We start from the raw sequence: 13,315 nt of genomic DNA on the forward strand, positions 1-13,315 counted from the left end.
GGCCCTTCTTTTGTATCACCATTTGTAGCCACTAAATTATTGGCGTGCCTTACGCTGTTCCCCTCTATTTCCTTCTAGACTGGTGCCATGGCGAAGACGCAGCAGGCAGTGCATGTAGCCCGGACGAAGTCGCGGCGGGTGAACAAGGCCGGGGAAACGGTCGAGTACGAGTCCGTGCTGCTGCGCCGCTCGTACCGCGAGGGTGCGAAGGTCAAGCACGAGACACTGGCGAACCTCGCGGCCCTGCCGGAACACGCGGTCGAGTCGCTGCGGGCCGCCCTGGCCGGAAAGACCCTCATCGAGGCCACCGCCGGGCTGGAGGTGCTCCGGTCCCTGCCGCACGGGCACGTCGACGCGGTCCACCAGATGGCCCGCGGGCTCGGGTTCGAGGCCATGCTGGGACCTGCCTGCCGGGAACGGGACGTCATCCTGGCCCTGATCACGGCCAGGATCTGCGCGCCGRCGTCCAAGCTTGCCTCCCTGCATTGGTTCGAAGACACCACCCTCGGCGCCGACCTGGGGCCGGTGTCCACGGACGAGGCCTACCGGGCGATGGACTGGCTCCTGGCCCGCCAGCCAGGGATCGAGTCCGCCCTGGCCCGCCGCTACCTGGGCCCCGCCGCGAACCCCGGGAAGCTGGCGCTCTTTGACTTGTCTTCCTCCTGGGTGACAGGGCACCACAACCCCCTCGCGGCCCGCGGCTACTCCCGCGACAGGAAAAAAGGCGTCGAGCAGATCGAATACGGGATGCTCTCCACCTCCGCGGGCATCCCCGTCGCGGTCCGGGTCGTGCCCGGGAACACCGCGGACCCGGCCGCGTTCACCGGCATCGCGGCAGAGATCAAGGACCTCGCCGGGGTCGAGGAGATGGTCATGGTCGGGGACCGGGGCATGATCACCAGCGCCCGGATCCGGGCCCTGGCCGAGCTCGGCGGCCTGGGCTGGGTGACCTGCCTGCGGGCCCCGGCGATCCAGGCACTGGCACAGGACGACGGGCCGCTGCAGATGAGCCTGTTCGATGAGCAGGACCTCGCCGAAATCAGCCACCCCGACTACCCCGGCGAGAGGCTGATCGCCTGCCGCAACCCCGCCCTCGCCGCCGAACGGGGACGCAAACGCACCGAGCTGCTCGCCGCGACCGAGGACGAACTGGCCACCATCGCCGCCGCCGTGGCCGCCGGCCGCCAGCGGGGCGCCGGGCCGATCGGGGTGCGGGTCGGAAAAATCATCAACCACTACAACATGGCCAAACACTTCACCCTTGACATCACCGACACCACCTTCAGCTACCGGCGCCGGGAAGCATCCATCGCCACCGAAGCCGCCCTGGACGGGATCTACGTCATCCGCACCTCCGTCACCGCCGACCGGCTCGACACGGCAGCGGCCGTGCGCGTCTACAAATCCCTGGCGAACGTGGAGAAAATCTTCCGGTCCCTCAAATCCGTTGACCTGCACATCCGCCCGATCCACCACCACACCGAGGACCGCACCCGCGCCCACGTGTTCCTCTGCATGCTCGCCGCCCACCTAGCCTGGCATCTGCGCCAGGCCCTGGCCCCGCTGACCTTCACCGACGAGCACCGACCGGTCCCGGAGAACCCGGTCACCACCGCGACCCGCTCACCCCAGGCACAGACCAAGGCCTCAACCCGCACCCTCGAGAACGGGGACCCCGCCCGCAGCTTCCGCACACTTCTGGGCCACCTCGCCACCCGGACCCGCAACACCCTCAGAGCGACCGGCACCACCACCTTCGACCTCCTGGCCCTGCCCACACCAACCCAACGCCAAGCCACCGAACTCATCGACCAGCACGCCGCCGCCCACGGAAAGTAGCCAGACACCCACCCAGCAAAAACGCCGGAATCCCCGCCAACACGGGGATTCCGGCGTCTCAACCTGCGTAACTTCGGACCTTGCTGGCCTTGAACGCGCCCGTCGCGCCGGTCGCCGCCGCCCACGGAAAGTAGCCAGACACCCACCCAGCAAAAACGCCGGAATCCCCGCCAACACGGGGATTCCGGCGTCTCAACCTGCGTAACTTCGGTTTAAGCGTCCTCGTAGCGCCGGATGGCGTGGCTCGCCTGAGCGAACGCAAGGAGCTTGAGCACCAGCTGACTGTGCATATGCATGCCGACGGCGGCCGTCATGATCAGCCGGTTGACGTCGTCAGGCGCAGTGGTCGCGGCGATGTCCAGATCGGCAATGGTGTCCAGCGCCTTGCTGTAAGCATCGAGCAGCTCGGTGGTCACCGGAATGTTCAGGCTGTCCATCAGCGCCACGTGGGCGTTCAATGCGTTTCTCGCATCGCTGGGCGCGTCCGGCCAGTTCCGCAAACGCACGACGGCGTCGCCCGCCGGAGTGCGGATGTCACCGTGCTCCGTGCCCACCTCGTCCAGCCGCAGCACCGTGCGCTGGACGGCCGCAAGGAGCTCAAGGCGGGGAACGCCGTCGTCGGCGAGTTTGAGGAGCTTCCTGATCTGTGCGATGTTCAGGCCGACCACGCGGCGAAGGGCCTGAATGAGTTCCAGCCGGCTTGCGTGCTGGGGCGAATACCGCGCCCGGGTCGCGGTGATGGCCTGTCCTGCGGGCAACAATCCCTCGCGCAGGTAGAACTTGATGCTCGCGGGCGGGACGCCTGTCCGCTCGCTCAGCTCCTTGAGCTGCAATCCGCCTCCCTCGTTCAACGTCATTGGATAGCGGAACCGGTGGCTGCTATCTTGATGTACACCATTGGATAGTGGTTCTATCCTATGACTATGGACCACTGGAATGCGCTGCTTGTCAGCCACGTAGTTGCCGCGCTATTCGTCCTCGCCATCGGCCCCGTCCAGATCTTCAGGCGCCGCCGCGACCGCATACACCGCACCATGGGGTACCTGTGGGTGGCCGCGATGTACTACGTCTGCGTCAGCAGCTTCTGGATTGTCAGTGAGGGGCATTTCACCTGGCTGCACGGGCTGTCCGCTTTCACCATCGTGACCGTCACCCTCGGGCTCATCAGCGCCATCAGACGCAACATCCGGTCCCACCTCGGCAACATGATCGGCAGCTACATCGGCATTGCCGTGGCGTTCATCTTTGCCGTTACGGTGCCGGGCCGGGCGATTCCGCAGCTCCTGGCCGAGGACGCGCCCACCGCTTTCTACGTGGCCGGGCTCGTGGTGGTGAGTGTGGTGGTGGTGTTCGTTTCACTCAAGCGCGGAGGCCGCACGGGTGGACCTGCCGGTTCGAGGACCGCGTCGGTGTTGGCAGCGGGACAAGGCGCCGGGCAGGCGGGTCCGGCTGATCTGACTGGTCCGGGAGAACCGGCCGAACTACCGGAAGGACAACCAGCAGCCAGCCGGACATCCTCATGAAAATGCCGGACGCTCTCTCACTTCCTGCGCGTCTGGGGGCGATCCTCTCTCACTTCCTGCACGTTTCGAGGTGACGCTCTCTCACCCCGCGTCGGCAAATCCGGATGCATGAGGATGATCCAGCCATGCGGTGCGCAGTATCCGTTTGATCCTCCCGATGGCCGTTTGGAAACCGTCAGCAAGATCGTCCTTGTGAAGTACTAGGACAGTCCAGCCAGCCGATTCGAAAGCCTTGTCACGCCGTCTGTCACTTAGGGCCTGCGCGTCAAGAAGGTGATGTCCGCCGTCGTACTGGATGGCCAGGCGGCGGTGACGGTAGCCGAGATCGGCCGTCGGTGACACGGCGTCACCGACTCGCAATGCCAGTTGGAGATCCGGTTCGGGGAGACCGGCGTCGGCCATGGCCAAACGCAGCAGCGATTCCGGCGCAGAGTCGGCGCCGACCCGCATCAGATCCAGAGCTTCCCTGGCGCGGACAACACCCTGAAGGTTCGGATGACGGCCGACCAAGGAACGGAGCCCGTCCAGGGTATCGAACGGCTGGGTCCGGCCTTCGAATTCAACCCGCGGAACACGGATGATCTGATCGCCCATGCACACCAGATCACTCACCGACAGCCGTCTTGCCAAATCCAGCCATGTCCGCGATCGCGTGCTGATGCGGATGCCGTCGACCGATTCAATCTCGTCCTCCCGGGCCAGTACGGTGTGCCCAAGTACGCCCTTGCGGCGCACCGAGGGCAGGGACCTGGGCTTGCTCAGATGTAGCTCAGTCGAGTCCGCCAGCCAGGGTGGCAACAACTGGCACCGAAGGCGTGCGGCAGTGACGTGGGAAATCCAGGCCCCGGGCGACGCCGCAGACAGGGCCCGCGCTGCGGCCTCCAGTTCAAAGCTCCAGTCCGCCGGGCGGTAGAGTCCGCGACCAACATGGACCACGTCTTTTCGCCGCAGCCTGTTTGCGGAAACTCCGTGGGCCCGCGCCGAATCGAACGTGAATGGAGCCATTGCAAGCAGCCCGGGCAGATTGTTGCTCTTTTGCATGCTGGCATTCTGACCCGAAAAGCGGTGACGCTGCAGAAGTTATCCACAGGTAGTGGTTGGGCGTCGCAACAAGTGGGAGAGCGTTGGGGAGGGGGCGACGGGAAGTGGGAGAGGGTTGGGGAGGGAGCGACGGGTAGTGGGAGAGGGTTGGGGGAGGGGGGCGACGGGAAGTGAGAGAGGGTCTAGAAGAGGCCCACCGGATTGCCGTCGTCGTCCACGTCCATCCGCATGGCGGCGGGAACCGCCGGCAGGCCCGGCATGGTCATCACCGCGCCCGTAAGCGCCACGATGAAGCCGGCGCCGGTCTTGGGGATGAGGTCGCGCACGTGGATGGTGAAGCCCTTGGGTGCGCCCAGCCTGGAGGCGTCGTCGGTGAACGAGTACTGGGTCTTGGCCATGCAGATCGGCAGGCCGGACCAGCCGTTTTTCTCGATGTCCGCAAGCCGCTTGAGGGCCGGCACCGAGAAGTCCACGCCGTCCGCACCATAGATTTCCTGGACGATGCTCCGGATCTTGTCCTCCACGGACAGCTCCAGCGGGTAGAGGTGCCGGAAGGAACTGGGCGCGGCCACGGCTGCAGCCACCTTCGCGGCGAGCTCGTCGCCGCCGTCGCCGCCACCGCCGCGGCCCCAGACATCCGCCACCGCCGCCTGGACGCCTTCGCCGGCGCACCAGTCGAGCAGCCAGTCGAGTTCCTCCTGCGTGTCTGAGGCGAACTTGTTGATGGCAACCACCGGCGTGACGCCGAACTTCTCGACGTTCCGGACATGCCGGCGGAGGTTGGCCACGCCGGCCGCGAGTGCCTCCACGTTCGGTTCCTTGAGCCGGTCCTTGGCGACCCCGCCGTGCATCTTGAGTGCGCGCACGGTGGCAACCACCACCACGGCGGCGGGCGCAACATCGGCCACCCGGGCCTTGATGTCCATGAACTTCTCCGCGCCCAGGTCCGCCCCGAAGCCTGCCTCCGTGACCACGATGTCCGCCAGCCGGCGGGCAGTCTGGGTGGCGATGAGGGAGTTGCAGCCGTGCGCGATGTTGGCGAACGGGCCGCCGTGCACCAGCGCCGGCGTCCCGGCGATGGTCTGCACCAGGTTGGGCTTGATGGCGTCCTTGAGCAGCAGCGTGAGCGCGCCCTGGACACCCAGGTCCGCCACGGTGACGGGGGCGCGGTCGTAGGTATAGCCGAAGGTGATGCGTCCCAGCCGATCGCGGAGGTCGGGAATCCCGGTGGCGAGGCAGAACACCGCCATGATCTCCGAGGCCACGGTGATGTCGAAGCCGTCCTGCCGCGGGATGCCCTGCGTGGGGCCGCCGAGCCCGATCACCACTTCCCGGAGGGACCTGTCGTTCATGTCCAGGACGCGTTTGAACGTCATCCGCCGAGGATCGATGTTCAGCTCGTTGCCCTGGTAGATGTGGTTGTCCACGAGGGCCATGAGCGCATTGTTGGCGGACGTCACGGCATGGAAGTCGCCGGTGAAGTGCAGGTTGATCTCGTCCATGGGCACCACCTGGGAGAACCCTCCGCCGGTGGCCCCGCCCTTCATGCCCAGGATGGGGCCCAGCGAGGGCTCACGCAGCGCGATCATCACGCGGTGGCCCGCCCGGGCCAGGGAGTCCGCGAGGCCCACCGTCGTGGTCGATTTCCCCTCACCCGCCGGCGTGGGCGACATCGCCGACACCAGGACCACCTTCCCGGCCGCGGCAGGAGCCGTCAGTTTCGCGGGATCGATCTTCGCCTTGTAGCGGCCGTAGTGTTCCAGGGCCTCGGCATCGATTCCGGCCGCGGCCGCGATGTCATCGATGGGCCGCAGAACAGCTCTGCGGGCAATTTCCAGGTCGCTGAGGGGGGTGCTGTCAGACATCATCGTCCTTCACTGTCGGCGGGAATCCTGTGGGGTTCTCCGGTCAGCGCTTAGCCGGTGAGCCGCGGCGCGTAGTCGGCCGGCACCTTGTGGCTGCCGGAAAATTCGTCGACGGCGGCGTGGTAGCTCTCCAGCGTGATGGCCGCCGTGCGCTGCCACCCGGAATTCTCAGCGTGGACCGATGCCGCCCGGCCCATGTCCTCCCTCGTGGCGGGGTCGTCGTACAGGGCCTCCAGTGCGTCGGCCCAGTCCGCGGCGCGGTGTCCGTCCACCAGCAGTCCCGTGCGGCCCTCGCTGATGGCGCGGGAAAGGCCGCCCACCCGCGTCGCCACCACAGGGGTGCCGCAGGCCTGGGCTTCCAGCGCCACGAGTCCGAAGGATTCGCTGTACGACGGCATCACCACGACGTCGGCGGACCGGAACCAGCCCGCAAGCGTCGGTGCGCCGACCGGCGGATGGTGGGTGACGACGTCGTCCATTCCGGCGGCGCTGACCAGCGACTTCAGGTTGAAGTCCTTGGCGCCGCTGAGGGCCCCCAGAACCGTCAGCTTCAGGTCGATCTCCGGGCGGCGCTCGCGGAGCAGCGCCGCGGCCTTCACCAGGACCTGCGGGCCCTTGAGCCGCTGGATGCGGCCGGCGAACAGGAGGTGGAACGTGCCCGGTGCGATGCCGCGCTCGGCGCGCGAACGGCTGCGGAACGCGGGGGTGAAGACGGCGAGGTCGACGCCCGGGGGAGCGACGTCGATGTGGTCGAAGTCCGCGTTGTAGTGCGACACGAGCTCGGCGGCCTCGGCGCTGGTGTTGGCGATCAGGCGCGCGGCGCCTTCCACGATCCGGTGTTCGCCGTCCTCGCGGCGGCGCGGCTCCGGACTTTCGCCCGACTGCAGCAGGAGGTTCTTGACCTTGGCCATGGTGTGCATCGTGTGCACCAGCGGAACTCCCCACATTTCGGACAGCTCCAGCCCGGCCACGCCTGACACCCAGTAGTGGGAATGGATGAGGTCGTAGCGGCCGTGCGGCTGGCGCTCGCGGATCCGTTCGATCTCGGCCACCATGCTGTGCAGCAGTTCCGGCAGTTCCTCTTTGGGCAGCTTCCGGGGCGGCCCCGCCATCACATTGTGGACGCAGACACCGGGATCCGGATGCTCGACGGCGGGCTGGCCGGCGGAGGTGGACCGCGTGAAGATCTCCACCTCCACGCCGTGCTCCGCAAGTGCCGAGGCGAGGCCGCGGATGTAGACGTTCATGCCGCCGGCGTCACCGGAACCGGGCTGTTCCATCGGGGACGTGTGCAGCGACAGGAAGGCCACGCGCTTGATCAGGGTCATGGCTCTCCTCTCTGCTCGCGGGACGCACACAAGGGCGCCCTGAAATGCTCCAGTGGGAACTGCATCCGGTAAAACACTACTCCTGAAGAACCGGAGCGTTGGCGGCTCGTGCAGTCCTGCCATCCCGGCGGCTAAAGGCCCGCCCCAATGGGCCCTCCAGATTGGTAGACGGGCTGATGCCGGCACCCTAAGCTCCAACCATGGCCTCAATCATTGTTTGCAGCGGACCGCATGACGGGCACGTCTCACCGATGCTGGGGGTCGCGCGGCATTTGATCTCCCGCGGGCACCGGGTGCGGTTCCTGACCGGTCCCGCCTACGCGGACGCTGTCCGTGCACTCGGGGCAGAGTTTCTTGCCTTGGGCGAGGGGGCTGCGTATCCGCCGCCCCAGGCCAGCACCGCCACGGGCGTTGCGGCTATACGTGAGGGGGTCCGCGCGCTCGCGATCGATCCGGCGCGCGGCCAGTACGAGCCCCTGGCGGCGGCGATCGCCGCCGAGCCGACCGACGCCGTGCTTGCCGAGGTGACCTTTGTCGGCGCAGCGACGCTGTCGAGGCTGCCCCGCGAGCAGCGTCCTGCCGTCATCGCGTGCGGCATTCTGCCGCTGACGCTGTCCAGCCAGGACTGCGCGCCCTACGGTATGGGGCTGCCACCCGGAAACGGGCGCGGATCCCGTCTGCGGAACAGGGCGCTGAACTGGCTGGTCATGAATGTTGTGCTGCGGGACAGCCAGCGGCAGGTCGACTCCCTCGTGCGCGAACTGGTGGGTGCGGAGAAGGACGGTTTGTTCATCCTCGACTGGACCCGCCGCGTCGAACTCATGGCCCAGTTCACCGTGCCGGAGTTTGAATATCCAAGGTCGGACGCGCCGGACAGCCTGCGCTTCTTCGGGCCCATGTCCCGCCACGCCGCCACGGGGAGCGCGAAACCGGCCTGGTGGGGCGATCTCGACGGCCCGCGTCCAATTGTCTACGTGACGCAGGGGACCGTCTCGAACGAAGACTTTACGGCCTTGGTCGCCCCGACGCTCGAAGCGCTGGCCGAGGAGGATGTCACGGTGGTGGTCAGCACCGGCCGGCGTCCCCTGTCAGCCCTGCCGCCGCTTCCGGCCAACGCGCGCGCCGCCGAGTTCCTGCCGGACGCCGAACTCCTGCCGAAGGTCGCCGTTTACGTCACGAACGGCGGGTACGGCGGGCTTCACTACGCGATGGAGAACGGCGTGCCCATCGTTGTCGCGGGCGATACCGAGGACAAGCCGGAGGGAGCGGCCAGGGTGGCCTGGGCCGGCGCAGGAATAAACCTCAAGACAGGGCGTCCGAAGCCCTCTGCCATCCGGGACGCGGTGCGGAAGGTCCTGGACGATCCGCGGTACCAGGCCGGCAGCAGGCGCATCGGCGCAGCGATCGCCGCTTCGCCTGGCGTGGACGGGCTCATGGACGAGCTGGATACGATCCTGGCCGCGAAAAAGGCCTGAACAAACGGCCGCAGCCGGGAGCGGCGTAGGGTCGGAATGGCCGCGGGAGGATGATTCCTTCCGCGGCCATTCCCGTGTTTCGCCGATCGCTAGGCGCGGCGTGCAGGGGTGAAACCAGGGGCGGGCTCAGGCCCCGCGGTGGCTCCGCACAGCCGCCTGTACGGCCTCGCGCATCGGGATGGCGGGGCGTCCGATAAGTGAGCTGAGATCTCCGCTGGTCACCAGCAGATCGCCGCGCGCGAGGCCGAGGTCGCTGTCGGCCAGGATGGCTGCGTAGAACTCCGGAAGTCCGGCTTCAACGAGCGCCTGCTTGTACTGCTCCGCCGGCAGATCCTGGTAAGTCACCGGCTGGCCCGAGGCGGCGCTGACTTCCCCGGCGAGCTCGCTGAGGGTGAACGGCTCGTCGCCCCCGAGCTCGTACACCTTTCCGGCCTGGCCCTCCTTGAGAAGCACGGCTGCGGCGGCCTGGGCGTAGTCGGCCCGGGTGGCGGCGCTGACCCGTCCCTCGCCGGCGCTGCCAAGCACCGCGCCGTACTGGAGCTGCACGGCAAGCTGATCCGTGTAGTTCTCCAGATACCAGCTGTTGCGGAGCAAAGTGAACGGCACGCCGGAATCCCGGAGGGCCTCCTCCGTGGCCTGATGCTCGGCTGCCAGCTGCATGGAGGTGCTGTCGGCGTTGGCGATGCTGGTGTAGGCGATCAGTCCGACGCCGGCCTCCTTGGCTGCGTCGATCGCGTTCCGGTGCTGCTCAATGCGCTGGCCGGCTTCGCTCCCGGAGACCAGCAGCACCTTCTCGGCGCCCTGGAAGGCCTGACGCAGGGAATCGGAGTCGTTGTAGTCGATCGGGCGGATCTGGACGCCGCGCTCGGCGAAGTCGGCGATCTTGGCCAGATCCCGGCCGGCGGCCACGATCTGCCCTGCGGGTACGTCCCGGTCCAGGAGTGCTTCAACAACAAGGCGGCCGAGGCGCCCCGTGGCGCCGGTGATAACGATAGTCATGGTTTTCCCTTTCACCAGTGGAGTGACTGTCACAGGTGCCAACCGCGTGGCCGCACTGATACTTCCCAAAAGAGAGTACGCACTTTCAGGTAAGGTACTGGTATGAAAGTAAGTACCGCGCCCACCACCCCGGTCTTCCCCTTTGCGGACGGTATTTTCCCTGCGGGTTGTCCAAGCAGGACCGTCCTCGACCACGTCACCAGCAAGTGGGGCGTCCTGATCCTCGTCGCGCTGTCCGAAGGTCCGCAGCGCTGGAGTGAGCTGCGCCGCCGGGCCGAAGGCATCAGCGAGAAGATGCTCGCCCAAACCCTCAAGACGCTCGAAGGAGACGGATTCGTCCGGCGCGACGCGCAGCCGATCATCCCTCCCCGGGTCGACTACAGCCTCACGGACAGCGGGCGCGACCTTGCCGGGGTCATGCTGCCGCTGGTCGCGTGGATAGCGGCGCACGCAGAGGAAATCGTGGAGCAATCCTCGCGGAAAGCAGCACAACCCGGTTAACTCCCGCGGGCGGCCCGGCTCCTATCCGGCTGACATCTTCCACAGCCCGGCCAATCCGGGGAACGCTGCCTCGTACCCTGTGAGGAGTGCGGCGGCCAGGCTTTCCGAACCGATCAGCGGGTGTTCGGCGAAGGCTTCCAGCGCCGCAGCGCGCTCGCCGTGGCCAGCGGCCCGGACGGTAAGGAGTTCCACGCGTTTCACGCGCTGCATGAGGCTCAGCTGCGGCCCGGCAGGACGGTCCTGCGCCAGCGGCACCGCGCCGTCGGCCGTCACCGTGCAGGGAACCTCGACGACGGCGTCCGCCGGCAGCCCGGGGAGCGCCGGCTCCGCGGGGCCAGGCCCGGTCACGGCCGAGTTCGGCGTGTTGAGGATCAGCTCAGTGCCGCCCGCCCCAGCGCCGGTGCCTCCGCCGCCACCCGCGCTTCCGCCGGCCAGCGCCCGCATCACAGCCAAGGCCACCTGTTCGTAGCCGCCGCCCGCGAGGTCCTCCGCATCGCGCGTCTCGCCGGCGGTCCGGGCCTCCGCCAGGTAGCCCTCCTCGCGTGACCTGCGGGCGGCATCCCACAGGTTGAACGCAGCGTCCCCGGCCGCAGCCAGCCGCGGATACAGCTCCGCCTGCTGCCCGTGGATGGACTCGCCGCGCGTCATGCCCTGGGCGCGAATGGCTGCGGCCGCCCGGGAGGTCTCGTAGTAGTAGAAAAGGTACTCGTTGGGCAGGACTCCCAGCTCCTGAAGGAAGGGCTGCGGAAACAGGCGGCCCTCCTCGAAGCCCGCCAGCGCTCCGGCGTCCGCCAGCAGTTCCGGGAGGACGTCGCGGCCGCCGGACTCGAGCCGGTACAGCCAGCCGAGGTGGTTCAGGCCGTAGTAGCCCACGCCGTCGAGCTTTCCGGCCGGCAGCGGAACACCGGCGGCGCGCGCGGCACGGTGGACAAGCGCGCTCGCGGAATCGCAGATTCCGATGACTTTCCGGCCCAGCACCGGCACCAGCGCCTCGGTGACCATGCCGGCCGGGTTGGTGAAGTTGATCAGCCAGGCGTCGGGGCAGTGCGTCCGCATTTCCCGGGCGAGCTCCAGCATGGCGGGGATGGACCGGAGCGCGTAGGAAATGCCGCCTGCCCCGGTGGTTTCCTGTCCCAGGAGCCCCAGGTCCTGGGCGACTCGCTCATCGGCGATCCGGCCTGCCGTTCCGCCGGGCCGGATGGCCGCAAACACCGTGTCCGTTCCCGTGAGCGCTTCGCGGAGCGACGTGGTGGCGGTGACTTTGGGGGGCAGCCCGACGGCGGAGCTTCCGTTCGGCGCGGCGGCCGCCGCGGCCACGGACTGCAGCACGGCGCTGATGGCAGCCAGGCGTCCGGGATCGACGTCGTAGAGCACCAGCTCGCGGACCAGGCCGGCATAAGGCCCCGAGCAGAGCGCCCGGTACACCAGGGGAACCCGGAATCCGCCGCCACCGGCGATCATGAGCCGCATGGCAAGGAGTCTATGCGCACTCGCCCCCTGCGCACCCGCCCCACGCGCCGACACCGTCCACGCCGTCACGGACCGGGCGCAGACGCCGCCGGACCGGCAGTACCCCCAGGTCTCGGGGTTTCAACCACAAGGCCCACAGCGTAATGTGCCGAACATGGATGCGATTCCCGCACGCCGCTTCGATCCGCTGCACGCCGTCCGCACGCCGTCGGCCGGAGCCTTTGACCTGCTGCTGGCCGGGACGGTGTTTCAGGACATTATCTTCACGGGGCTGCCGCAAGCGCCCGAAGCCGGAACCGAAATCTGGAGCGAAGGGATGGGAAGCTGCCCCGGCGGCGTGGCCAACCAGGCCATTGCTGCTGCCCGGCTGGGTCTCCGGACCGGACTGGCGGCGGCCTTCGGCGATGACGGCTACGGCGATTACAACTGGAAGATCCTCGCAGGGCAGGAGCATGTGGACCTGTCCCTGTCCCGGCGCGTTCCGGGCTGGCATTCGCCGGTGACCGTCTCGCTGAGCGTGAACCACGACCGCTCCATGGTGACCCACGGGCATCCCGCGCCGGTGTCGTCATCCGAACTGATCGGCCGGCCGCCGCCCGCGCTGGCCGCGGTGGCGGAGCTGGGCCACGAGCTGGAACCGTGGGCACTTGAGGCCCACCGTGAGGGCGTGAAACTGTTCGGCGACGTCGGCTGGGACCCCAGCGGCGAATGGTCGCAGGCGCGGCTGGAGAACCTGCAGTACTTCCATGCCTTCATGCCCAACCAGCGTGAGGCCATGGCCTTCACCGGCAAGAACGATCCGTGGGCCGCGCTGTATTCACTGTCGGACCGCGTGCCAGTGGCGGTGGTGACGCTGGGGCAGCAGGGATCCATGGCCGTGGACTCCGAAACGGGCGAGGAGGAGTGGGTGCCGTCGTTGCCGGTGAAGGCCTACGATCCCACGGGAGCCGGGGACTGCTTCGGGGCGGCGTTCGTCGTCGGCTGCCTGGCGGGGTGGCCGCTGGGAGACCGGCTGCGGTTCGCCAACCTGTGCGCCTCGCTGGCCGTGCAGGAAGTGGGCGGATCCCTAGCGGCGCCGGGCTGGGGCGACATCGCCGACTGGTGGAAGCGCGCCAACGCCCGTCCGGAACGCCGCGGAAGCCAGTGGCTGCGCCGCTACGCGTTCCTCGCAGACATCGTCCGCGACGTGCCCCCGGAAGCCCAGCGGAGGGCGGCGGCCACCATCGCGCACCTTTCGGACGCCTGACGTGGCCTGAGGAACATCCCGTTTTCGG

Annotated in this window: 11 protein-coding genes; 5 read left to right on the forward strand and 6 right to left on the reverse strand. The window is 68.0% G+C overall.

Annotation, left to right across the window (positions count from 1 at the left end):
- The first annotated feature begins 87 nt into the window (after positions 1–87).
- Positions 88–1,839 carry an IS1634 family transposase gene (locus ASG92_RS26210; protein ID WP_200952099.1) on the forward strand — a complete coding sequence of 584 codons (1,752 nt, stop codon included), beginning with the start codon at positions 88–90 and terminating at the stop codon, positions 1,837–1,839.
- 212 nt (positions 1,840–2,051) lie between these two features.
- Here ASG92_RS26210 and ASG92_RS26215 read toward each other — a convergent pair whose 3' ends face one another.
- Positions 2,052–2,696 carry a MerR family transcriptional regulator gene (locus ASG92_RS26215; RefSeq protein WP_240987322.1) on the reverse strand — a complete coding sequence of 215 codons (645 nt, stop codon included), beginning with the start codon at positions 2,694–2,696 and terminating at the stop codon, positions 2,052–2,054.
- 66 nt (positions 2,697–2,762) lie between these two features.
- Here ASG92_RS26215 and ASG92_RS26220 point away from each other — a divergent pair, with 66 nt between their 5' ends.
- Entirely contained in the window at positions 2,763–3,362 is a 600-nt protein-coding gene (locus ASG92_RS26220; protein ID WP_082579758.1) for a DUF2306 domain-containing protein, read from the forward strand.
- 81 nt (positions 3,363–3,443) lie between these two features.
- Here ASG92_RS26220 and ASG92_RS26225 read toward each other — a convergent pair whose 3' ends face one another.
- The 3 genes from ASG92_RS26225 to mshA form a co-directional block, all read right to left on the reverse strand.
- Entirely contained in the window at positions 3,444–4,097 is a 654-nt protein-coding gene (locus tag ASG92_RS26225; RefSeq protein WP_346763010.1) for a DUF559 domain-containing protein, read from the reverse strand.
- Positions 4,098–4,585: 488 nt separating this feature from the next.
- The gene (locus ASG92_RS26230; protein WP_056636174.1) at positions 4,586–6,268 is read right to left on the reverse strand and encodes a formate--tetrahydrofolate ligase; all 1,683 of its coding nucleotides are present in this window, start codon (positions 6,266–6,268) and stop codon (positions 4,586–4,588) included.
- 50 nt (positions 6,269–6,318) lie between these two features.
- The gene (mshA, locus tag ASG92_RS26235) at positions 6,319–7,596 is read right to left on the reverse strand and encodes a D-inositol-3-phosphate glycosyltransferase (protein ID WP_056635793.1); all 1,278 of its coding nucleotides are present in this window, start codon (positions 7,594–7,596) and stop codon (positions 6,319–6,321) included.
- A gap of 200 nt (positions 7,597–7,796) precedes the next feature.
- Between mshA and ASG92_RS26240 the strand changes: the two genes are divergently transcribed.
- On the forward strand, positions 7,797–9,071 hold the full coding sequence (locus ASG92_RS26240; protein ID WP_056635796.1) for a nucleotide disphospho-sugar-binding domain-containing protein: 1,275 nt from the start codon (positions 7,797–7,799) through the stop codon (positions 9,069–9,071).
- 126 nt (positions 9,072–9,197) lie between these two features.
- Here the strand turns inward: ASG92_RS26240 and ASG92_RS26245 are convergent, their stop codons facing one another.
- Positions 9,198–10,070 carry an SDR family oxidoreductase gene (locus ASG92_RS26245; RefSeq protein WP_056635799.1) on the reverse strand — a complete coding sequence of 291 codons (873 nt, stop codon included), beginning with the start codon at positions 10,068–10,070 and terminating at the stop codon, positions 9,198–9,200.
- A gap of 102 nt (positions 10,071–10,172) precedes the next feature.
- On the opposite strand from ASG92_RS26245, the gene ASG92_RS26250 reads away from it, so the two are divergent.
- Positions 10,173–10,571, forward strand: coding sequence for a helix-turn-helix domain-containing protein (locus tag ASG92_RS26250; RefSeq protein ID WP_056635802.1), 399 nt, complete (start codon positions 10,173–10,175; stop codon positions 10,569–10,571).
- A 21-nt stretch (positions 10,572–10,592) separates the two neighbouring features.
- Here ASG92_RS26250 and ASG92_RS26255 read toward each other — a convergent pair whose 3' ends face one another.
- Complete coding sequence (locus ASG92_RS26255) at positions 10,593–12,041, reverse strand: 6-phospho-beta-glucosidase (protein ID WP_056635803.1); 1,449 nt, start codon at positions 12,039–12,041, stop codon at positions 10,593–10,595.
- Positions 12,042–12,195: 154 nt separating this feature from the next.
- Between ASG92_RS26255 and ASG92_RS26260 the strand changes: the two genes are divergently transcribed.
- On the forward strand, positions 12,196–13,287 hold the full coding sequence (locus tag ASG92_RS26260; protein WP_056635806.1) for a carbohydrate kinase family protein: 1,092 nt from the start codon (positions 12,196–12,198) through the stop codon (positions 13,285–13,287).
- The last annotated feature ends 28 nt before the right edge of the window (positions 13,288–13,315 follow it).

This window comes from Arthrobacter sp. Soil736, assembly GCF_001428005.1.
In the GTDB taxonomy this organism is placed as follows: Bacteria; Actinomycetota; Actinomycetes; order Actinomycetales; family Micrococcaceae; genus Arthrobacter.